The organism is Pseudomonas sp. MOIL14HWK12:I1 (assembly GCF_000510705.1).
Taxonomy (GTDB): Bacteria; Pseudomonadota; Gammaproteobacteria; order Pseudomonadales; family Pseudomonadaceae; genus Chryseomonas; species Chryseomonas oryzihabitans.
This window is the reverse complement of record NZ_KI783307.1, coordinates 86,630-107,213: the sequence shown is the minus strand read 5'-3', so window position 1 is coordinate 107,213 and position 20,584 is coordinate 86,630. Positions and strand designations below refer to the sequence as shown.

Sequence of the window (20,584 nt, the reverse complement as noted above, 5' to 3'; positions counted from 1 at the left end):
GACCAAATCACTCAGGCATTATCTATCGGGGGGATAGTCCGCGGATGAGATTCGCCCCGGGCGGCCTTCTGGGTTTCGGTGAGGATGCCGCGCAGGATGTTCATCTCCAGCTTGCTGATGCCGGCCCGGCCATAGAGGCGGCGGAGGCGACTCATCAGGTGACGCGGCTTGGCCGGATCGAGGAAGCCGATCTCCACCAGGGTCTGCTCCAGGTGCTCGTAATAGAGCTCCAGCTCCTCCACCGTCACCGGCTGGGTGTTGAGCATGGCGGTGGCCTCGACCTTGTTCATCTTGGTCGGCTGGTTCTGCGCCGCGAGCCAGGCCATGCGCACCTCGTACACCAGCACCTGGACCGCTGCGGCGAGGTTGAGCGAGCCGAAGGCCGGGTCCGAGGGGATGTGCACATGGTAGTGGCAGCGCTGCAGCTCCTCGTTGGTGAGGCCGGCGTATTCGCGACCGAACACCAGGGCCACCTCGCCGCCCTGCTCCACCTGGGCCAGGGAGGTGGTGGCGCATTCGCGCGGATCCAGCAGCGGCCAGGGGATGCGGCGATCGCGGGCGCTGGTGCCCAGCACCAGACTGCAGCCGGCCAGGGCCTCTTCCAGGGTGTCGACGACGAGGGCGGCGTCGAGCACGTCGTTGGCCCCGGAGGCGCGGGCATTGGCCTCGCCACTGGGAAAATCCTCGGGATCGACCAGATAGAGGCGCGACAGGCCCATGTTCTTCATTGCCCGGGCGGCACCGCCGATGTTGCCGGGATGGCTGGTATTGACCAGAACGACGCGGATGTTGTTCAGCACGTGGCTATCCTCGAGCGGACGCGGGAAATCGGCGCCGTATACTACGCCCACACGCGCCCGCTTGCCACGAATACCCCTTCCAGCGCCGCGAAGTCTGCTATCATTGCCGGCTTTCCTTATACAACCCAGGTGATTTATCCATGCAGCCCATGCTGAACATCGCACTGCGCGCGGCCCGCAGCGCCGGTGAACTGATTTTCCGTTCGATTGAGCGCCTGGACGTGATCGCCGTCGACGAAAAAGGCGCCAACGACTTCGTCTCCGAAGTCGACCGGGCCGCCGAGCAGACCATCCTCGCCACCCTGCGCAAGGCCTACCCCACCCACGGTTTCTACGGTGAGGAATCCGGCTACCTGGCGGGCGAAGGCGAAGGCGCCGACTACGTCTGGATCGTCGACCCGCTGGACGGCACCACCAACTTCCTCCGTGGCGTCCCGCACTTCTCGGTGAGCATCGCCTGCAAGTACAAGGGCCGCCTGGAGCACGCCGTGGTCCTGGATCCGGTGCGTCAGGAAGAATTCACCGCCAGCCGTGGCCGTGGTGCCGCCCTGAACGGTCGCCGCATCCGCGTCACCAACCGGCGCAGCCTGGAAGGCGCGCTGCTGGGTACCGGCTTCCCCTTCCGTGCCAATGACGTCGATCACCTGGACAACTACCTGGGCATGTTCCGCAGCCTGATCGGCCAGACCGCCGGCATCCGCCGCGCCGGCTCCGCCGCCCTGGACCTGGCCTATGTCGCCGCCGGTCGTTTCGACGCTTTCTGGGAAATGGGGCTGTCGGAATGGGACATGGCCGCAGGCGCCCTGCTGGTGCAGGAAGCCGGTGGCCTGATCGGTGACTTCAACGGTGGCCACGACTTCCTCGAGAAGGGCCACATCGTCGCCGGCAACCCCAAGTGCTTCCGCGGCCTGCTGACCCAGATCCAGCCGCACCTGCCGGCCTCGCTCAAGCGCTGAGTTCGCCTGGCTTACGAAAAAGCCCCTGCCGGCCATGCCGACAGGGGCTTTTTCTTGCCTGCCGCAAAGAGACTTCGCGGCAGGCCGGCAGGATCACTTGACCACTTTCAGACTCGGCCGCGCCGGTGCCGGCTTGGGCGCCTCGGGCTTGCTGCCGCCAGTGTCGGGGCCCTGGTCATCCGGCGGGCTGGGCTCGCTGTCGAAGACCATGCCCTGGCCGTTCTCCCGGGCATAGATGGCCAGGATGGCGCCGATCGGGACGTAGAGGTTGTAGGCCACGCCGCCGAAGCGGCCATTGAAGCTCACCGCCTCGTTGTCCATGTGCAGGTCGCGCACGGCACTGGGCGAGGCGTTCAGCACGATCTGGCCGTCGTTGGCATAGCCCGGCGGCACGCGCACCTCGGCGTAGTCGGCATTGACCAGCAGATGGGGCGTGCAGTCGTTGTCCACGATCCACTCGTAGAGCGCGCGGACCAGGTAGGGGCGACTGGAATTCATGGGGTTCTCCTCTAGCGCATCTCACGCTCGGTGACCGAAAGACTGGATCGGAAACTGTCGCGCGCGAACATGCGATCCATGTAGTCCTGTAGCGGCTTGGCGGCCCGGGGCAATTCGACGCCCAGGCGCGGCAGGCGCCACAGGAGGGGGAGCAGGCAACAGTCCACCAGGGAAAAGTCGTCGCTCAGGAAAAAGGGTTTTTCCGCGAAGATCGGCGCCACGCCGGTCAGGCTCTCCCGCAATTCCTTGCGCGCGGTGGCGAGGTCGGCGCCCGGCGCGGCCTGCAGGATGGCGTCCACCAGGCTGCACCAGTCACGGCCGATGCGGTGCATCAGCAGTCGCGACTGGCCACGGGTGACCGGATAGGCCGGCAGCAGCGGCGGATGCGGATAGCGTTCCTCGAGGTACTCCATGAGCACCTCGGTGCCATAGAGCACCAGGTCGCGATCCATCAGCGTCGGCACGGTGCCATAGGGATTGTGCTCGGCCAGCTGCCGTGGACACTCGCCCCGACGCACGGCGATCAGCTCGCACTCGACGTTCTTTTCCGCCAGGATCAGACGGATCCGGTGGCTGTAGTGATCCTCGGGATCATGGAAACATGTCAGGCGGGTTATGGCGCCCATGGGTCCCTCCCCCGTTGGGGGCGAAGCTGCAAAGAAGGGATTATCTCGCACCTTGCCGCCCGCCACCTAGTCTCATCGCTCACTGTCGGGCAATCGCCGCCAGAATTCGCGCTTGAGCCAGAAGGCCAGGACGGCGAACAGCAGCAGATAGCCCAGCACCCAGGGCGCGAGGCGCCAGGCCAGGCTGCGCTCGGGCGCGGCGGAATAAGCGAGGTAGGCGACCAGATCGTCGACGGTGCGCGCGAACTGCTCGGGCGTCTGGGTGCCGCTGCCGGGTTCCAGGCGCAGCACGCAACGTCCCGCGCTGCAGTCGCGCACCTGGCGGCCGCGCAGGGCGGCCAGGACGTCGGGCATGCGCGTGCCGGGTGCCCTGAGGTTGTCGACCCCGAGCGGCCGCCCGGGCGCCACATAGAATTCCTGCAGGAAGGCGCGCAGCCAGGCCTCGCCGCGCACCGCGGCGATCAGGGTGAGATCCGGCGGCACGCTGCCAAAGGCACGCTGGGCGTCCTCGGGCTTGAGCAGCCCGAGCATGGGCGCGCTGGGGGTGCGTCCGGGCGCCCAGCTGGCGAGGTCGAGGTGAAGATCTGCGGCGACCCGGTCGAAGCGCTGGTACTCCTGGCCATGGCAGGCCAGGCAATAGCGGCCGAAGCTGATGGCACCGGCCCGGGGATCGCCTTCGGTGCCCATGGCCAGACCACTGCACAGCAGCAGGACCAGCAGCAGAACGCGACTCATGACCGGGACTCCGCTGGCGTACGCGGACGACCCAGCCTGCTGTACCAGGGCATGCCCAGCAGGCCGATGAAATAGACACCCGCCGCCAGACGCGCCAGCAGCAGGCGCCCATCGGTCAGGGCGACCACGCCCAGCACGCCCAGGGCGACAAAGGCCAGGCAGGCCAGGTACAGCCCCAGTCGCGCCGGCCAGGCCTTGCGGCGGACCGAGCGGACCGGACTGCGATCCAGCCAGGGCAAGACGAACAGCAGGGCGATGGCCAGGGCCGCCAGGCCGAGACCGCCGGCCTTGCTCGGCACCGCGCGCAGCAGCGCATAGAAGGGGGCCAGGTACCAGGGCGGCGCGATGTGCGCGGGGGTCACCAGCGGATCGGCCGGTTGCTGGTTGGCCGGTTCCAGCACCAGTCCGCCCAGGTCCGGCGCCAGCAGCACCACGGCGAGAAAGACCAGCAGGAAGACCGCCAGGCCGCAGAGGTCCTTGAGCGTCAGATAGGGATGGAAAGGCACCCCGGCGGCACCGCTTACCTCGCGCTCGTCACCCTCGGGATTGTTCGAGCCGGTCTGGCGCAGGGCGACGACGTGCGGGCTCACCAGTGCAAGGATCAGCAGTGGCAGCCCGACCACATGCAGGGCCTGGAAGCGGCGCAGGCTGGCATCGGACAGCACTATCCCGCCGCGCAGCAGGTCGGCCAGGGTCGGGCCGATCAGGGGCACGGCCTCGACGGCACTGAGGGACACCTGGGCGCCCCAGTAGGAAAGTTGTCCCCAGGGCAGCAGATAGCCGAAGAAGGCCTGGGCCAGCAGGAGCAGATAGAGCAGCACGCCAAAGCTCCAGACCAGCTCTCGTGGCGCGCGATAGGAGCCATAGAGCAGGCCGCGCAGCATGTGCAGATAGAGGCAGACGAACAGCGCCGAGGCGCCCACCGCATGCAGATAGCGGATCAGCCAGCCGAAGGGCACCTCGCGCATGAACAGCTGGACCGAGGCGAAGGCACCCTTCACGGTGGGCTCATAGCCGAACAGCAGCCAGAGTCCGGTCAGCACCTGCAGCGCCAGGATGAAGAGCAGCAGCGAGCCGAACAGATAGAAGACGTTGAGATTGCGCGGCACCCGGTAGTCGCCGAGGTGCCGGCGCCAGAAGGCGCCGATCGGCAGCCGTCGCTCCAGCCAGCCGGGCTCCCTGTCCCTCATACCGCGCCCTCCCCGTCGCTGCCGATCACCAGCAGGCTCTCGCCTTTGAAGTGATAGGGAGGCACGGCCAGATTCAGGGGTGCCGGCTGGTCGCGATAGACCCGCCCAGCGAGATCGAAATGGGAGCCATGGCAGGGACAGAGATAGCCCTTGTTCGTCGCGGCCGCCGTGTCCAGGGACGGAATGCAGCCGAGGTGGGTGCAGATAGCGGTGACCACGAAGATGTCCGGCCGCCGTGATCTCAGCCGTGGATCCACATAGGGTGGCTGGCTGGATTCCCGGGAATCCGGGTCGGCGAGGCCGGCCTGGTCGGCCAACAGCCGGGCCTGGTCGGCCGCGCTGCGGCGCAGCACGCAGACCGGCTGGCCGCGCCACTGCACCGTGAGTTGCTCGCCTTCGCGCAGCGTTTTGAGATCCACCTCGACCGGCGCCGCCGCCACCTCCGCCGAACGACTGGGCCGCAGGGCGCAGACGAAGGGCACGCTACCCGCCACCAGCCCCAGGCCGCCGACGGCGGAGGTGGTGGCGATCAACAGGCGGCGGCGTTGGGCATCGGGGGCGTCGTCGGTCACGTCAGGCTTCCCGGCTCCATCTCCAGCGTCACGCCGAAGCGCTCGCGCACCGAGGCGCGGATGCGCTCGGCCAGGGCCAGGACGTCGCGACTGCGGGCGCCGCCGAAGTTGACCAGCACCAGCGCCTGGGCGGCATGCACCCCCACGGCGCCATCGCGATGACCGCGCCAGCCGGCCTGGTCGATCAGCCAGCCGGCGGCCAGCTTGACGCTGCCATCGGCCTGCGGATAGGTCGGCAGACCTGGATAGCGGCCCTGCAGCGCGGCGGCTTCGGCAGCGGTCACCACCGGATTCTTGAAGAAGCTGCCGGCATTGCCCAGCACCGCCGGGTCGGGCAGTTTGCTCTGGCGGATGCTGCAGATGGCCGCGCTGACGGCCTCGGGGGTCGGCTGCGTGACGCCCGCCTCGGTCAGGGCCTGGCGCACCGGACCGTAGTCCAGCACCAGCTGCGGGCGCCGACTGAGATGGAAGCGCACCCGCAGCACGATCCAGCGTCCGGCCTCGGCCTTGAAGCGACTCTCGCGGTAGGCGAAGGCGCAATCGGCCAGACTGAGGTCATGGAGTTCGCCGCTGTGGCGATCGAGCGCCGTGACGCCCGCACATCTGTCCTTCAATTCGACGCCATAGGCGCCGATGTTCTGGATCGGCGAGGCGCCCACGGTGCCCGGGATCAGGCTGAGATTTTCCAGGCCGTACCAGCCGTTGGCCAGGGTGGCCATGACGAAGGGGTGCCAGGGCTCGCCGGCTTCGGCTTCCACCAGCAGGGCATCGCCCTCCTCCGCCAGCAGACGGATACCGCGCGAGGTCAGCCGCAGCACCAGGCCCTCGACCCGTTCGGGCAGGACCAGGTTGCTGCCACCGCCCAGCACCCGCAGGGGCACGCCCAGCTGTCGGGCCAGCGCCAGGGCTGCGCGGACCTCGACGTCACTGGCGGCTTCCAGATAGCGGTCGGCTTCTGCCACCAGGCCAAAGGTATTGAGGCCCTGCAGCGGGACCTGCTGTTGCAGCTCAGCGACCATGACGGGCAGCCACCTCGGCGACCAGGCCATCGCAGGCGCTTTCCAGCAGGTCGAGGACCCGCTCGAAGCCGGCTGCGCCGCCGTAATAGGGATCGGGCACCTCGTCCACCGCCAGGCCCTGGCGCGCCAGGAAGAGTTCGGGCACGGCGCCCTCGTCCGGACGCAACTGTTCCAGCCAGGCGAGGTTGTCCTGGTCCATGGCCAGGATCAGGTCGAAGCGCTGGAAATCGTCCTCAGCGACCTGGCGCGCGCGCAGGTCGCCGATGTCATAGCCGCGACCGGCCGCGGCCTGGATGGCGCGGGGATCCGGTGCCTTGCCGACATGCCAGTCGCCGGTGCCGGCCGAGTCCAGCTCCACCGCCTCGGCAAGGCCGGCGGTGTCCAGCTTGGCCCTGAGGATGCCTTCGGCGGTGGGCGAGCGGCAGATGTTGCCCATGCAGACGAACAGGATGCGCAGGGTCATCTAGGCTCCCAGCAGGCGACGGACGCGCTCGAGGTCTTCCAGGGTATCCACGCCGGCCTGGGGCGCTTCCAGGGCATCGGCGACATGGATGCGCACGCCGTGCCAGAGGGCGCGCAATTGCTCCAGGGCTTCGGTCTCTTCCAGGGCGCAGGGACCCCAGCTGACGAAATCGGCGAGGAAGCCGGCGCGGTAGGCGTAGATGCCGATGTGGCGACGATAGGGAAAGCCCAGGGGCAGCTGCGCGCGATCGCTGGCGAAGGCGTTGCGCGCCCAAGGCAGCGGTGCCCGGCTGAAGGTCAGTGCCAGGCCGTTCACGTCGGTGCTCACCTTGACCACATTGGGATTGAACAGGCTATCGACGTCACTGATCGGCTCGGCCAGGGTGGCTACCCCGGCTTCGGGATGGGCGGCGAGGTTGGCCGCCACCTGGTCGATCACCGCCGGCGGAATCAGCGGCTCGTCGCCCTGGACGTTGACCACCAGGGCGTCGCTGGCCAGGCCGAGCAGCTCGGCCACCTCGGCCAGGCGATCGGTGCCCGAGGCATGGTCGGCGCGGGTCAGCAGGACCCGGGCGCCAAAGCCTTCGCAGGCACGCTGGATGTCGTCGTGGTCGGTCGCCACCACCACCTGCGCGGCGCCGCTGCGGCGGGCCTGCTCCCAGACGTGCTGGATCATCGGCTTGCCGGCGATGTCGAGCAGCGGCTTGTTGGGCAGCCGGGTGCTGGCCAGTCGCGCCGGAATGACGACGGTGAAGGCGGTGCTCATTTATCCAGACGCTCGTCCGTGGTGATGATGCGCGCCTCGCTTTCCAGCATCACCGGGATGCCGTCGCGAATCGGGAAGGCCAGGCCGGCGGCCTTGCTGATGAGCTCGGTCTTGTCGTCGCTCAAGATCAGCGGGCTCTTGGTCAGGGGGCAGGCGAGGATGTCCAGCAGCTTGAGATCCATGGGCAGAGGTTCCGTCAGTGAGAGTGTTCGGGCAGGAGTCGGTCGAGACGCCCGTCCAGCCAGGCGACGAAGGCGGCCGAGGGCTGGGCGTCCACCGCCAGGTACCACCAGTCGGCGGCGGCGAAGGACCGGCACTTGACCGCGTCCTTCTCGGTCATCACCAGCGGCAGCGCGGGGGTGAAGGTCAGGTCCGCGGCGCTGTAGGTGGCGTGATCGGCGAAGGCATGGGGCAACGGCTGCCAGTGTAGTCCTTCGAGGGTGGCGAAGAAACGCCCGGGGTTGCCGATGCCGGCCAGGGCGTGCAGGCGCTGCCCCGGCGGAAAGAAATCCAGCGGTCGCGTCTCGCCGCTGCGCAGATTGACCAGGGCACTGGGCTGCAGGGTCAGGCCGAAGCCGTCGGCCGGATCGACCGCGGCGCCGTTGTGGATCACGGCGTCCACCTCGGCCAGGCGTTCCAGGGGTTCGCGCAGGGGGCCTGCCGGCAGGCAGCGACCGTTGCCGAAGCCGCGCGCCGCATCGACCATCACCAGCTCCAGGTCGCGGGCCAGGCGATAGTGCTGCAGGCCGTCGTCGCTGAGGATGACGTCGAGCGACTCTTCGGCGAGCAGGCGTTCGACGGCGCGACCGCGGTCGGGATCCGTCACCAGCGCCACCCCGGTGCGCTGCACGATCAGCAGCGGCTCGTCGCCGGCGACGGCGGCGGTGTCGCTGGCCCGGACCCGCCAGGGCAGACTCGGCGGCGTGGCGCCATAGCCGCGGCTGACCACCCCGACCTTGAGCCCACGGGCGCGCAGATGGCCGATCAGCCAGAGGATCATGGGCGTCTTGCCGGTACCGCCCACGGTGAGATTGCCCACCACGATGACCGGCACCGGCGCGCGATGGATGCTGCCCTGCCCCGCCAGGAAACGCTGGCGCTTGCGCCGGGCGACCCGGCGATAGAGGGCTTCGAGCGGCGCCAGCAGGCCCAGGGCCGGATACCCCTGGTACCAGGCGCGGACCAGGCGCTCGCCCAGGCTCACGGCCGTTTCGCCTGGGCCTCGAGGGTGGTGATGCGCAACTGGCTGAAACCCAGCTTGCCGGCGGCGTCCATGGCCATGACCACCGCCTGGTGGGTGGCGCGGCCATCGGCGGTGATCACCAGCGGCAGGCTGTTGTCGCCGCCGGATTCCCGCTGCAGCGCGGTGGTCAGGCCGGTCAGGTCGTTGCGCGCCAGGGTCTGGCCGTTGAGCGCCATCTGGCCTTCGGCGGTGATGCTGATTTCCAGGATCCTGCCCTGGTTGGCGGCCGCGGCGGCGCTATCGGCCTCGGGCAATTCGATCTTCAGCTGGCTGGGCTTGCTGAAGGTGGCGGTCACCACGAAGAACAGCAGCAGGACGAAGATGACGTCGATGAAGGACGCCAGGTTGATATAGACCTCTTCGCGAGCGGCGCCCCCGGCGCGGCGACGGAATTTCACGCCGGGGCTCCTTCGCGGACGTCCACCTCGCGATCGCCGTGAAGGATGTCCACCAGCTTGACCGCTTCCTGCTCCATGCCCACCACCAGCTCATCGACCCGGCGCAGCAGGTAGCGATGGAAGAACACCGCGGGAATCGCCACCAGCAGGCCGGTGGCGGTGGTGACCAGGGCCTTGGAGATACCGCCGGCGAGGATGGGCGCATTGGCCATGCCGTCGTTCATGAAGGCGCTGAAGATGTCGATCATGCCGAACACCGTACCCAGCAGACCCATCAGGGGCGCCAGGGCGGCGATGCTGCCGAGGGTGTTGAGGTAGCGCTCGAGGTCGTGCACCACGCGGCTGCCGGCTTCCTCGATGGCTTCCTTCATGATGTCGCGGCCGTGGCGGGAATTGGCCAGGCCCGCGGCGAGGATGTCGCCCAAAGGCGATCCGGCGCGCAATTCGCGCAGCCGCTCGGCATTGAGCTGCTTGTCCTGGATCCAGCGCCAGACCTGGGCGAGCAGCGTCGGCGGTGCGACCCGGCTGCGCCTGAGGGTCCACAGCCGCTCGGCGATGATGGCCGTGGCCAGGATGGAACTGAGAATGATCGGCAGCATCATCCAGCCGCCCGCTTTGACCATTTCGAACACGAGACCGTTACCCCTGCCGCAAAATGCGGCCACTCTAGCACGAACGCCTCAGGGTGTCGGCGGGCTGATCCGCCACCAGTGACGCGCCTGGCGCTGCCCCTGCGGTGCCTCCCAGCGGCCGAGGGTCCAGGTCAGGGCGCCGAGCGCCGCGGTGTCATAGGGCAGCACGCCGTATTCGCGATAGCGCGCCAGCACCTGGGGATGGGGATGGCCATAGCGATTGTTCAGCCCCCGGGAGATGAGCACGCCGCGCGGCTGGACGGCGTCGATGAAGGCGGCGCTGGAGCCGCTGCGACTGCCGTGGTGCGGCGCGACCAGCCATTCCGCCGCCACGGGCACACCGCTGGCCAGCAGTTCGGCTTCACGGCGGGCGTCGATGTCGCCGGTCAGCAGCAGGCGTTCGCCCCTGGCCACGACGCTGAGCACGCAGGAGGACGCGTTGGAATCCGCCGCGGGATGCCACCAGGTGGTGAAGGCGACCTCGTTCCAGCGCCACTCGGCCCCATCCGTGCAGTCCCGGGCGTGCAGTTCCGGCGTGAGGCGTCCCGCCTCGCCACTGAGCACCTGTCCTGGCGGCAGTCCCCTGGCCACGGCCGGCGCACCACCGGCGTGGTCGGCATCGGCATGACTGAGCAGCATGACGTCCAGGCTGCCGATGCCGAAGGCCTTCAGGTTGGGCAGGACGACCCGGGCGCCGCTGTCGTAGCTGTCCTGGCGCGGACCGGCATCATAGAGCAGCGCATGGTCACGGGTGCGCACCAGCACCGCCAGGCCCTGCCCCACGTCCAGCACGGTGATCCGTGCCAGGCCCTCCGCGGGTAGCGGTGGCGGGGGAAACAGCCCCGGCAGCATCAGCAGCGCGCCGAAGACTCGCAGCGGCACCCCCGCGGGCAGCAGGGCCAGCAGCGCGCCCAGCCCCGCCAGCCATAGCGCCCAGGTCGGTGCCAATACCGGTTGCCAGGCCGCCCCCAGGTGCGCCAAGCCGCCCAGCAGCCAAAGCAGTCCCTGCAGCAGGCCACCCGCCAGCAGCAAGGCCGGAGTTCCCAGCGGCGACCAGAGCAGGGACAGCAGCGTCCCCACCAGGGCCAGGGGCACGACGGCCAGGTCCATCAGCGGCACGGCCAGGGCATTGGCCAGCGGGCCGCTCAGACTCAGGGGCAGGCCCAGCGCCAGCAGCAGCGGCGCCAGGCCCACGGCCATGCACCACTGGGCGCGTCCGAGGGTGAGCCACCAGGGCAGGCGGCCCAGGCGGCCAGCAAAGCTCCACAGCAGCAACAGTACGGCGCCAAAGGACAGCCAGAATCCAGGCAGCAGACTGACCAGCGGATTGGCGGCCAGCACCAGCACCAAGGCCAGCAGCACGGCATCCGCCAGCCGCACCTGCTGGCGCCCGAGTTGCCAGACCAGGCCCAGGGTGACCATGACGCAGGCCCGCTGCACCGGCACCTCGAAGCCGGCCAGCAGTCCGTAGCCCAGCGCGGTGGCGATGGTCAGCACCGCCGCGGACAGGCGCCAGGGCAGCCGGCGCGGCCAGCAGCCATGCCGCGCCAGGAGGACCACTCCGGCGTAGACGCCCAGGGCGATCAGGCCGATGTGCTGCCCGGAGATGACCATCAGGTGCACGGTGCCGGTGTCCTGGAACAGCTGCCACTGGGCATCGGTGATGCCCGAGCCGTCGCCCACCACCAGGGCGGCGAGCAGCCCGCCCTGCCCGGCCGGATCGCGCCTCTGCAGGTATTGCCGGATGCCGTCGCGCCAGGTCGCCAGGCCACTGGCGGCGGCCAGGCGCTGGCCATCCTTGACGCTGCCGGTGGCGCCTATGCCCTGGGCCAGCAGCCAGGCTTCGCGATCCTGGCCGAGGGGGTTGACCAGACCGGCGGGGCCGCGCAATTCCGCAGCCAGGCGCCAGCGTTCGCCGGCCAGCGGGCGCGGCCCGCCGTGCCAGCTCAGGCGGATCCGCGCCGGCAGCTCAAGCGCGCGGCGGCTGGTCGCCCCGGCGAGCACGAAACTCACCGAATCGGCGTCCACCGTGGGCAGCCCGCTGATCTGGCCGTCGATCCACAGCACCCGCTGTTCCAGCGCCGGATCCAGGCGATCGTCCAGCGCCCAGTGGCCATTGAGCAGCGCCCAGGCCAGACCCAGCCCAAGGGCACCGAGCGCCAGGAAGCGGGTGAACAGCAGCACCAGGGCCACGGCCGCGAGGGCCGCCAGCAGCGGTAGCGACGGCAGCGTGGCGAAGGCGCGCAGGAGCAGCACGCCCAGGGCAAAGGACAGCAGAGCGGCGCGCATCAGGACTCCATCCATGGAGAGCCGAAAGGGCTTCAGAAGCGCGGATTAGAGAAGTTTGGACGCCACAGGACCAGGGGCATGGCGCCCCCTGGCCCGGCAGGAGATCAGTCGTAGCGCAGGGCTTCGGCCGGTGAGGTGCGCGAGGCGCGCCAGGCGGGATAGAGGGTCGCCAGGAAACTCATGCTCAGGGCGGCCACGGCGATGAGCACCACGTCTTCCAGCTCCAGCCGCGACGGCAGGTTGCTGATGAAGTACATGTCGCCGCCAAACAGCTTGTGGCCGACCAGGCGCTCCAGGGCGGCGATCCAGCTGCTGACGTTGAGCGCCGCGATGACGCCCAGCACGCCGCCGATCAGGGTACCGACCAGGCCGATCACCGTGCCCTGCACCATGAACACCGCCATGATCTGCCCGGGCGTGGCGCCCAGGGTGCGCAGGATGGCGATGTCGGCCTTCTTGTCGGCCACCACCATGATCAGGGTGGCGATGATGTTGAAGGCGGCCACGGCGACGATCAGCAAGAGCAGCAGGCCGATCATGGTCTTTTCCATCTGCATGGCCTGGAACAGGCTGCCCTGGGAGATCGTCCAGTCGCGCGCCTGGTAGCCGTCGCCGAGGGCCTTGGCCACGTCGCGGGAAATGCGCGGCGCCTGGAACAGATCGTCCAGCGCCAGGCGGATGCTTTCCACCTGGCCCGGCTGCCAGCCCTTGAGCGGCGCGGCATCGGCGACGTTGATCAGCGCCAGGGAGGCATCCAGTTCGGCGCCGACCTTGAAGGTGCCGACCACGGTGAAGCGCCGCAGCCGCGGGGTGATGCTGCCGGTGGCGCCGACCTCGGGGATGATCACCGTGACCTGGCTGCCCAGCTCCAGCTGGAAGCGCCGCGCGGCGATCTCGCCCAGCACGATGCCGAATTCGCCAGGCTTGAGGGCGTCGAGACTGCCCTGGGTCATGCGCTCGCCGACGATGGACACGCGTTTTTCCTGGGCGGGATCGATGCCGTCCACCAGCAGCGGCTGCATGCGCCCCCGTACCGAGAGCATGCCCTGCAACTGGGTATAGGGCACCGCCGCCAGCACATGGGGCTGCTGCTCGGCCTTGGTTGCCAGCGGGCGCCAGTCGTCCAGCGGCTGGGCCGCGCTGATGAAGGCATGGGGCACCATGCCGAGGATGCGGCCACGCATTTCCTCCTGGAAGCCGTTCATCACCGACAGCACCAGGATCATGGCCAGCACGCCCAGCGCCAGGCCGAACATGGAGACCAGCGAGAAGAAGGAGATGAACGACTTGCGCCGCTTGGCGCGGGTGTATCTCAGGCCGATGAACAGCGAAAGCGGTCTGAACATGGCGACCTCAGACCTGCCGGGCCGGCGTGGCGTCGACCAGATGGCCTTCGTCCAGGCGCAGCATCCGGTCCATCTGGCCGGCCAGCACCTGGTCGTGGGTCACCACCAGGAAGGCGGTGCGCAGCGAGGTGGACAGCTCCAGCATCAGATCCTGGATGCCGTGGGCGGTGTGCTGGTCGAGGTTGCCGGTGGGTTCGTCGAGCAGCACCAGCTTGGGCTGGTTGACAAGCGCCCGGGCGATGGCCACGCGCTGGCGCTCGCCACCGGACAGCTCGGCCGGCTTGTGGCCCAGGCGATGGCCGAGACCGACCCGCTCCAGCAGCTTGGCGGCGCGCTCGCGGGCCTCGCCGATGGAGGCCTTGCCGATCAGCAGAGGCATGCAGACGTTTTCCAGGGCGCTGAATTCGGGCAGCAGGTGGTGGAACTGGTAGACGAAGCCCATGGCGCGATTGCGCAGGAGGCCGCGGGCCTTCTCGTTGAGCGCCGACAGCTCCTCGCCGTCGAGCCAGACACTGCCGCTGCTGGGGGTATCCAGGCCGCCGAGCAGGTTCAGCAGGGTGGTCTTGCCCGACCCCGAACTGCCGACGATGGACACCCGCTCGCCCGGTTGCAGGGTCAGCTGGACGTTGCTCAGCACCTCGACGGTCTGGGGGCCTTCCTCGTAGCGCTTGCCCAGGTCCTGGCAACGCAAAACGGCTCGATCATTCATAACGCAGGGCCTCGGCGGGTTGGGTACGGGCGGCGCTCCAGGAGGGATAGAGCGTGGCCAGGAAGCTCAGGGCAAAGGACGCGCCGCAGACCAGCAGGACGTCGTGCAGCTGCAGCTGCGCCGGCAGGTAGTCGATGAAGTACACCTCGGCGTTGAGGAACTGGTGCCCGGTGACCCGCTGCACCCAGGCCAGGGCGGTGCTGACGTTGAGCGCGGCGAGCACGCCCAGCAGGCAGCCGATGGCGGTGCCGATAACGCCGATGAAGGTCCCCTGGACCATGAACACCGCCATGATCTGCCGGGGCGTGGCGCCCAGGGTGCGCAGGATGGCGATGTCGGATTTCTTGTCGGTCACCACCATCACCAGGGTGGAGACGATGTTGAAGGCGGCCACGGCGACGATCAGCAGCAGGAGCAGGCCGATCATGGTCTTTTCCATGCCGATGGCCTGGTAGAGATTGCCGTGGGTGCGGGTCCAGTCGCGGGCGTACCAGTCGTTGCCCGGCAGCTGGCGAGCGATGTTCCAGGACACGTCCGGCGCCTGGAACAGGTCGTGCAGCTTGAGGCGCACGCCCTGCACCGCGTTCGCCGGCCAGCGCTGCAGCCGCGCGGCGTCCTCGATGTCGATCAGGCCCACCGAGCCGTCCAGCTCGCCGGCGCCGACGCTGAAGATGCCCACCACGGTGAATCTCTTCATGCGCGGAAACATGCCGGCCGGGGTCACGGCCACTTCCGGGGCGATATAGGTGAGCTTGTCGCCGACCTTGACGCCCAGTTTCTCGGCGGCCAGAGAGCCGATGATGATGCCGAATTCGCCCGGCTTGAGGTCGTCGAGCCGGCCCTCGCGCATGAAGCTGGGGATGATCGAGACCTTGGGCTCCTCGGCCGGATCGATGGCGTTGAGCAATACCGTCTGCACCGCCTTGTCGTGGGCCAGCATGCCCTGCAACTGGGTGAAGGGCGCCACCGCGGCCACCTGGCTGTTCTGCAGCGCCAATTCGCGCACGCTGCGCCAGTCGTTGACCGGCTGGTAGGACTCCACCGTCGCATGGGGAATCATGCCGAGGACGCGATCGCGCATCTCGCGGTCGAAGCCGTTCATGACCGACAGCACCACGATCATCACGACCACGCCGAGGGCCAGGCCGATCATGGAGGTGAGCGAGATGAAGGAGACGAAATGGTTGCGGCGCTTGGCGCGGACGTAACGCAGGCCAAGGTAGATCGGCAGGGGTCTGAACATAGGCTCGCTTGCACGGCGGAAAGACGTAGGCGCCCTGCGGGTTGGACGGCGACACCGTGCCGGCTCGCCGGCTACACTCGGGGCCATCACCCACGGAGCGGCCCGACATGACCACCCCAGACGCGCGTGAACGGCGGGAATACTATCGCATCACCGACCGTATCGCACTGCAAATCAGCCCTGCCGACGGGGTCCCCGGCGAGACCGCGCCGCTGTTCGCACTCCTGAGCGAACTGCATCAGCTGGAATTCGAATCCCGTCACCTGCTGCGCAATCTGGACGAGCGCGACCGCGCCGTCACCGCCTGCCTGCGCCTGGTGCACAAGCGCCTGGACCTGCTCGGCCAGGCCTTTACCTGGAATCTCCTGCACGACAGCGGCGCCACCCGCGACGTGGTGCTGTCCGAAGGCGGCCTGGCCTTCGTCGATGCCGAGCCCTATGCCCTGGGCACCCGCCTCGACCTGCGCATGGCACTGCCGCCCCAGGGCCTGGGCCTGCAGGTGCTGGCCGAGGTGACCGGTTGCCAGGCCGTCAAGGGCGGGTACGAGATCGGCACCAGTTTCATCGACCTGGAAGATGCCCAGCGCCAGCTGCTGGCGCGCCACGTCCTGCGCCAGCAGGCCCGGGTGCGCCGCGCCGACCGCGGAGACGAGGCGTGAAACGCCCCTGGCTGGCGCTCCTGCTGCTCGGCGCCGCCCTGCCCGGCTGGGCCGAGACCCTGCAGATCCCGCTGGGCCAGCAGGGCGATGGCAGTATCCCGCTACCACTGCGCGGCGACAGCCGCAGCCAGGTCCTGGAACGCTTCGGCCTGCCCGATCAGGAGCACCCGCCGGTCGGTCGGCCGCCCATCCGCCGCTGGGACTACAGAGATTTCAGCGTCTATTTCGAAAACGACCGGGTGCTGGACGCGGTACGCGAACCGCGGCGCCCGGTCCCCTCACCCTAGCGCCAAGGAGCCCTCATGACCCTTATTTACGGACACCGCGGCGCCCGCGGCGAAGCCCCAGAAAACACCCTGGCTGGTTTCGAGCTGTGCCTGGAACTGGGCGTCACGCGCTGCGAGCTGGACCTGCACCTCTCCCGGGACGGCGAGCTGGTGGTGATCCACGACCCGACCCTGAAACGCACCACCGGGCGTGGCGGCAAGGTCAGCGAAAAGGCGGTCGCCGATCTGGTCGCCCTGGATGCCCGCCAGGGCGGACCGGTGTGGCCGCGCCCCTGCCCCATCCCGACCCTGCGCGAGCTGTTCGAGAAGTGTTCCTTCGAACACTGGCAGCTGGAGGTGAAGAGCGCCTCGCGAGTGCGGGCGGCGCAGACCGTGAGAGCCATCGCCCAGCTGGTCGAGGAATTCGGCCTGCAGGACAAGGTGACCGTCACCAGTTCCTCGCGCGAGGTCCTGCGCGCCCTGCAGCGCGACACCCCACAGCTGGCGCGTGGACTGGTGGCGGAATACGCCTGGCTGGATCCGCTCAAGGTGGCCGCTCACTACGACTGCCACCTGCTGGCGCTGAACTGGACGCTGTGCACCCCGGAACGGCTGCTCAAGGCTCAGCGCCAGGGCCTGCACGTCTCGGTCTGGACGGTGAACGACGCCAGCCTGATGCGCCGCCTGGCCGACTTCGGCGCGGACAGTCTGATCACCGATTTTCCGAGCCTGGCGCGGCGAACGCTGGGGTAGGCTCCTGCCTGCCCCAGCAGTCGCGGCCATGGGGTCCGTCGCTGCGGCCGCCTCTGCGGGACTCTGATGCTTCACTGATCGCGGCCATGGGCCGCTCCTACAGGCTCGATGTAACCGTAGGAGCGGCCCATGGCCGCGATAAAGACCGCGCTCCTACCTATAGGCAAACACCCGTAGGAGCGGCCGCAGCGGTGGACCGCCATGGCCGTGATACGAGCCGACTCCGTAGCGTGAAAAACGGCGCAGCCTTTTCCACTGGAGACTGCTACGGGGAGCACCCTCACCCCAGCCCTCTCCCGAGGGGAGAGGGGGGCTAGCCGAGCGGACATTCGCCTCCGCCCAGTCAACCTAGGCCGCCTCAGAACAACCGATTCAAGCCATCGAAAGCCGCTACCCGGTAGGCCTCGGCCATGGTCGGGTAGTTGAAGGTGGTGTTGACGAAATAGCGGATGCTGTTCGCCTCGCCTTCCTGGTTCATGATCGCCTGGCCGATGTGCAGGATCTCCGAGGCCTGGTCGCCGAAGCAGTGCACGCCCAGCACCTGCAGGGTCTCGCGGTGGAAGAGGATCTTCAGCATGCCCACCGGTTCGCCGGAGATCTGCGCCCGCGCCATGCTCTTGAAGAACGCCTTGCCGACCTCGTAGGGCACCCGCTCCTGGGTCAGCTCGCGCTCGGTCTTGCCCAGCGAACTGATCTCGGGAATGGTGTAGATGCCGGTGGGGATGTCGTTGACCACCCGCCCGTTGTTGTCGTGCAGGATATTGTCCGAGGCCGAACGCCCCTGGTCGTAGGCGGCACTGGCCAGACTCGGCCAGCCGATGACGTCGCCCGCCGCGTAGATGTTGGCGACCGAGGTCCGGTAGTTCTCGTCGACGGTGACCTGGCCCCGGCTGTTGACCGAGATGCCCACGTTCTGCAGGCCCAGCTGATCGGTGTTGCCGGTCCGGCCGTTACACCACAGCAGGGCATCGGCGCGCAGCTTCTTGCCGGACTTCAGGTGCAGGACGACGCCGTTTTCCTGGCCTTCGATGCGCTCGTATTCCTCGTTGTGACGAATGAGCACATTGTTGTTCTGCAGGTGATAGCTCAGGGCGTCCGAGATCTCGTCGTCAAGGAAGCTGAGCAGCTGGTCGCGGTTGTCGATAAGGTCCACCAGCACGCCGAGGCCGCTGAAGATGGAGGCGTACTCGCTGCCGATCACCCCGGCGCCATAGATGATCAGCCGGCGCGGGGTATGGGTCAGCGACAGGATGGTGTCGCTGTCGTAGATGCGCGGATGGCTGAAGTCCACGTCCACCGGGCGATAGGGTCGCGAGCCGGTGGCGATGACGACCTGCTTGGCCACCAGGCGCTCCAGGTCGCCACGCAGGTTGACGATCTCGATGGTGTTCTCGTCGGCGAAGCTGGCGGTACCGAAGAACAGGTCGACGCGATTGCGCGCGTAGTAGCTGGTGCGGGACGACACCTGGCGGGCGATCACCCGCTCGGCGCTGCGCAGCACGTCGGGAAAGGAGAACCAGCGCGGCTCGCCGATGGAGCGGAACATCTCGTTGGTGTTGAACTGGATGATCTGCTTGACCGAATGGCGCAGCGCCTTGGAGGGAATGGTGCCCAGGTGGGTGCAGTTGCCGCCGACCACCTGGCGATTGTCCACCACCGCCACGCGACGGCCATTCTTGGCGGCGTTCATCGCCGCGCCCTCGCCTGCCGGTCCCGAACCCAGTACCACCACGTCGTAGCTATAGACCGCCATGCTTTCTCCTCAGAAGGTTAGCCGTCCGCAGGCGACGGCTGGAGCCGGACCGCCTCGCGAGAGGCCGGATCCGGCGCGAGATCGCCCCAGGGGGCTGCGACCTCTTGTCACGGGTCGCTATTGTGGCGCAAAACCCGGTCAAAACGAAAACGGGAGCCACGCGGGCTCCCGTTTTTTCTTGCAAGTCAGCCTTGCCTAGGACGCAAGACTCAGGCCGGGAAGGCCGGCGGATTGACACCCGCCATCTCTTCCAGCACCCGCACGACCTGGCAGCTGTAGCCGAACTCGTTGTCGTACCAGACATAGAGGACGACACGGTTATCGCTGACGATGGTGGCACCGGCATCGACCACACCCGCATGGCGGGAGCCGACGAAGTCGCTGGACACCACTTCCGGCGAGTTCACGAAGTCGATCTGCTTGTGCAGCGGCGAGTGCAGCGCCATCTCGCGCAGGTACTCGTTGATCTCGTCCTTGCTGGTGGCGTTTTCCAGGTTCAGGTTGAGGATCGCCATGGAGACGTTGGGCGTCGGCACGCGGATGGCGTTGCCGGTCAGCTTGCCAGCCAGTTCCGGCAGTGCCTTGGCCACGGCCTTGGCGGCGCCGGTCTCGGTGATGACCATGTTCAGTGCGGCGCTGCGGCCACGGCGATCGCCCTTGTGGAAGTTGTCGATCAGGTTCTGGTCGTTGGTGTACGAATGCACGGTCTCGACGTGACCGTTGACGATGCCGTACTTGTCGTTGACCGCCTTCAGGATCGGCACGATGGCGTTGGTGGTGCAGGAGGCCGCGGTGACGATGGTGTCTTCGGCGGTAATGGTGTCATGGTTGATGCCATGCACGATGTTCTTCAGGCTGCCCTTGCCGGGTGCGGTCAGCACCACGCGGGAGACGCCCTTGCACTTGAGGTGCTGGCCCAGGCCTTCGGCATCGCGCCACTTGCCGGTGTTGTCGACCACGATGGCATCCTGGATGCCGTACTGGGTGTAGTCGACGGTGGTGGGATCGTTAGAGTAGATCACCTTGATCAGGGTGCCGTTGGCACACAGGGTGCTGTTGGCTTCGTCGACGGTGATGGTGCCGTCGAAGGAACCGTGCACGGAGTCGCGACGCAGCAGGCTGGCACGCTTGACCAGATCGTTGTCGGCGCCCTTGCGCACGACGATGGCGCGCAGGCGCAGACCGTCGCCGCTACCCTGGTGCTCGATGAGGATGCGCGCCAGCAGACGACCGATGCGACCGAAGCCGTAGAGGACCACGTCCTTGCCCTTGCGCTGCTCGACGCCCTGCTTGCCGACCACGGCGGACAGCTCGCTGCGCAGGAAGTCCTTGAGGTCGCGACCGGCGCCTTCGGCCTTGAATTTCAGGCTCAGACGGGCGAGGTCGATGGAGGCGGCGCCCAGTTCCAGCTCGCTCAGGGCCTTGACCAGCGGGTAGGTGTCCTGCACGGACAGCTCGACGTTGTCGATCTGGCGAGCGAACCGGTGGGCCTTGAGAATGGAGATCACCGAACGGTTGACCAAACCGCGACCGTAAATGGAGGTCACAACATTGTTGTTACGGTACAGCTGACCAATCAGGGGAATCATGGCCTCGGCGAGCGCTTCGCGATCGATCCATTCTTCAAGGCACTGCTCAGGCTTCTGACTCACGACAAATCCTTCCCTAT

Annotated in this window: 23 protein-coding genes; 4 read left to right on the top strand and 19 right to left on the bottom strand. The window is 68.0% G+C overall.

Annotated features, from left to right (window positions below):
• Nucleotides 1-11: 11 nt before the first annotated feature.
• Nucleotides 12-800, bottom strand: coding sequence for a tRNA (cytosine(32)/uridine(32)-2'-O)-methyltransferase TrmJ (gene trmJ, locus PSEK12I1_RS0110425; RefSeq protein ID WP_027601478.1), 789 nt, complete (start codon nt 798-800; stop codon nt 12-14).
• A 140-nt stretch (nt 801-940) separates the two neighbouring features.
• Between trmJ and suhB the strand changes: the two genes are divergently transcribed.
• Nucleotides 941-1,756, top strand: coding sequence for an inositol-phosphate phosphatase (gene suhB, locus PSEK12I1_RS0110420; RefSeq protein ID WP_027598347.1), 816 nt, complete (start codon nt 941-943; stop codon nt 1,754-1,756).
• A gap of 93 nt (nt 1,757-1,849) precedes the next feature.
• Here suhB and PSEK12I1_RS0110415 read toward each other — a convergent pair whose 3' ends face one another.
• The 16 genes from PSEK12I1_RS0110415 to PSEK12I1_RS0110340 all read right to left on the bottom strand — a co-directional run bounded on the left by PSEK12I1_RS0110415 (nt 1,850) and on the right by PSEK12I1_RS0110340 (nt 15,484).
• The gene (locus PSEK12I1_RS0110415; protein ID WP_007162414.1) at nt 1,850-2,254 is read right to left on the bottom strand and encodes a ClpXP protease specificity-enhancing factor; all 405 of its coding nucleotides are present in this window, start codon (nt 2,252-2,254) and stop codon (nt 1,850-1,852) included.
• A gap of 11 nt (nt 2,255-2,265) precedes the next feature.
• Nucleotides 2,266-2,880 (bottom strand): glutathione S-transferase N-terminal domain-containing protein, encoded by a 615-nt coding sequence (locus PSEK12I1_RS0110410; protein ID WP_027598348.1) that lies wholly within the window; start codon nt 2,878-2,880, stop codon nt 2,266-2,268.
• A 72-nt stretch (nt 2,881-2,952) separates the two neighbouring features.
• Nucleotides 2,953-3,615 carry a cytochrome c1 gene (locus tag PSEK12I1_RS0110405; protein ID WP_027601477.1) on the bottom strand — a complete coding sequence of 221 codons (663 nt, stop codon included), beginning with the start codon at nt 3,613-3,615 and terminating at the stop codon, nt 2,953-2,955.
• A complete protein-coding gene (locus tag PSEK12I1_RS0110400; protein WP_027601476.1) occupies nt 3,612-4,805 on the bottom strand; it encodes a cytochrome bc complex cytochrome b subunit in 1,194 nt (397 codons plus the stop codon). The genes PSEK12I1_RS0110405 and PSEK12I1_RS0110400 overlap by 4 nt, the downstream gene beginning before the upstream one ends.
• A complete protein-coding gene (petA, locus tag PSEK12I1_RS0110395) occupies nt 4,802-5,377 on the bottom strand; it encodes a ubiquinol-cytochrome c reductase iron-sulfur subunit (RefSeq protein WP_027601475.1) in 576 nt (191 codons plus the stop codon). The genes PSEK12I1_RS0110400 and petA overlap by 4 nt, the downstream gene beginning before the upstream one ends.
• The gene (gene murB / locus PSEK12I1_RS0110390; protein ID WP_027601474.1) at nt 5,374-6,396 is read right to left on the bottom strand and encodes a UDP-N-acetylmuramate dehydrogenase; all 1,023 of its coding nucleotides are present in this window, start codon (nt 6,394-6,396) and stop codon (nt 5,374-5,376) included. The genes petA and murB overlap by 4 nt, the downstream gene beginning before the upstream one ends.
• Nucleotides 6,386-6,859, bottom strand: coding sequence for a low molecular weight protein-tyrosine-phosphatase (locus PSEK12I1_RS0110385; protein ID WP_027601473.1), 474 nt, complete (start codon nt 6,857-6,859; stop codon nt 6,386-6,388). The genes murB and PSEK12I1_RS0110385 overlap by 11 nt, the downstream gene beginning before the upstream one ends.
• Nucleotides 6,860-7,624, bottom strand: coding sequence for a 3-deoxy-manno-octulosonate cytidylyltransferase (kdsB, locus tag PSEK12I1_RS0110380; protein ID WP_027601472.1), 765 nt, complete (start codon nt 7,622-7,624; stop codon nt 6,860-6,862).
• Complete coding sequence (locus PSEK12I1_RS0110375; RefSeq protein ID WP_007162406.1) at nt 7,621-7,806, bottom strand: Trm112 family protein; 186 nt, start codon at nt 7,804-7,806, stop codon at nt 7,621-7,623. The genes kdsB and PSEK12I1_RS0110375 overlap by 4 nt, the downstream gene beginning before the upstream one ends.
• Nucleotides 7,807-7,820: 14 nt before the next feature.
• Nucleotides 7,821-8,828: a tetraacyldisaccharide 4'-kinase gene (lpxK, locus tag PSEK12I1_RS0110370; RefSeq protein WP_027601471.1), complete on the bottom strand. Its 1,008-nt coding sequence runs from the start codon at nt 8,826-8,828 to the stop codon at nt 7,821-7,823.
• Nucleotides 8,825-9,265, bottom strand: a complete 441-nt coding sequence (locus PSEK12I1_RS0110365; protein WP_027601470.1) for a biopolymer transporter ExbD — start codon at nt 9,263-9,265, stop codon at nt 8,825-8,827. The genes lpxK and PSEK12I1_RS0110365 overlap by 4 nt, the downstream gene beginning before the upstream one ends.
• Nucleotides 9,262-9,897: a MotA/TolQ/ExbB proton channel family protein gene (locus PSEK12I1_RS0110360; RefSeq protein WP_007162403.1), complete on the bottom strand. Its 636-nt coding sequence runs from the start codon at nt 9,895-9,897 to the stop codon at nt 9,262-9,264. Before PSEK12I1_RS0110360 ends, PSEK12I1_RS0110365 begins: the two co-directional genes overlap by 4 nt.
• 48 nt (nt 9,898-9,945) lie before the next feature.
• A complete protein-coding gene (locus tag PSEK12I1_RS0110355) occupies nt 9,946-12,186 on the bottom strand; it encodes a DNA internalization-related competence protein ComEC/Rec2 (RefSeq protein WP_037006912.1) in 2,241 nt (746 codons plus the stop codon).
• A 104-nt stretch (nt 12,187-12,290) separates the two neighbouring features.
• Nucleotides 12,291-13,532 carry a lipoprotein-releasing ABC transporter permease subunit gene (locus tag PSEK12I1_RS0110350; RefSeq protein ID WP_027601468.1) on the bottom strand — a complete coding sequence of 414 codons (1,242 nt, stop codon included), beginning with the start codon at nt 13,530-13,532 and terminating at the stop codon, nt 12,291-12,293.
• A gap of 7 nt (nt 13,533-13,539) precedes the next feature.
• Nucleotides 13,540-14,241: a lipoprotein-releasing ABC transporter ATP-binding protein LolD gene (lolD, locus tag PSEK12I1_RS0110345; RefSeq protein WP_026083696.1), complete on the bottom strand. Its 702-nt coding sequence runs from the start codon at nt 14,239-14,241 to the stop codon at nt 13,540-13,542.
• A complete protein-coding gene (locus PSEK12I1_RS0110340; protein ID WP_027601467.1) occupies nt 14,234-15,484 on the bottom strand; it encodes a lipoprotein-releasing ABC transporter permease subunit in 1,251 nt (416 codons plus the stop codon). Before PSEK12I1_RS0110340 ends, lolD begins: the two co-directional genes overlap by 8 nt.
• A gap of 107 nt (nt 15,485-15,591) precedes the next feature.
• Between PSEK12I1_RS0110340 and PSEK12I1_RS0110335 the strand changes: the two genes are divergently transcribed.
• Genes PSEK12I1_RS0110335 through PSEK12I1_RS0110325 form a run of 3 tightly spaced genes read left to right on the top strand, consistent with a single transcriptional unit; the run spans nt 15,592 to nt 17,162 of the window.
• A complete protein-coding gene (locus PSEK12I1_RS0110335) occupies nt 15,592-16,143 on the top strand; it encodes a PilZ domain-containing protein (RefSeq protein ID WP_027598360.1) in 552 nt (183 codons plus the stop codon).
• Nucleotides 16,140-16,430, top strand: coding sequence for a phosphodiesterase (locus PSEK12I1_RS0110330; RefSeq protein ID WP_027601466.1), 291 nt, complete (start codon nt 16,140-16,142; stop codon nt 16,428-16,430). Before PSEK12I1_RS0110335 ends, PSEK12I1_RS0110330 begins: the two co-directional genes overlap by 4 nt.
• A gap of 15 nt (nt 16,431-16,445) precedes the next feature.
• Nucleotides 16,446-17,162 carry a glycerophosphodiester phosphodiesterase gene (locus PSEK12I1_RS0110325; protein ID WP_027601465.1) on the top strand — a complete coding sequence of 239 codons (717 nt, stop codon included), beginning with the start codon at nt 16,446-16,448 and terminating at the stop codon, nt 17,160-17,162.
• A gap of 358 nt (nt 17,163-17,520) precedes the next feature.
• Here PSEK12I1_RS0110325 and sthA read toward each other — a convergent pair whose 3' ends face one another.
• Nucleotides 17,521-18,915, bottom strand: coding sequence for a Si-specific NAD(P)(+) transhydrogenase (gene sthA / locus PSEK12I1_RS0110320; protein WP_027598363.1), 1,395 nt, complete (start codon nt 18,913-18,915; stop codon nt 17,521-17,523).
• A gap of 209 nt (nt 18,916-19,124) precedes the next feature.
• The gene (locus tag PSEK12I1_RS0110315) at nt 19,125-20,567 is read right to left on the bottom strand and encodes a glyceraldehyde-3-phosphate dehydrogenase (protein ID WP_007162394.1); all 1,443 of its coding nucleotides are present in this window, start codon (nt 20,565-20,567) and stop codon (nt 19,125-19,127) included.
• Nucleotides 20,568-20,584 lie beyond the last annotated feature (17 nt).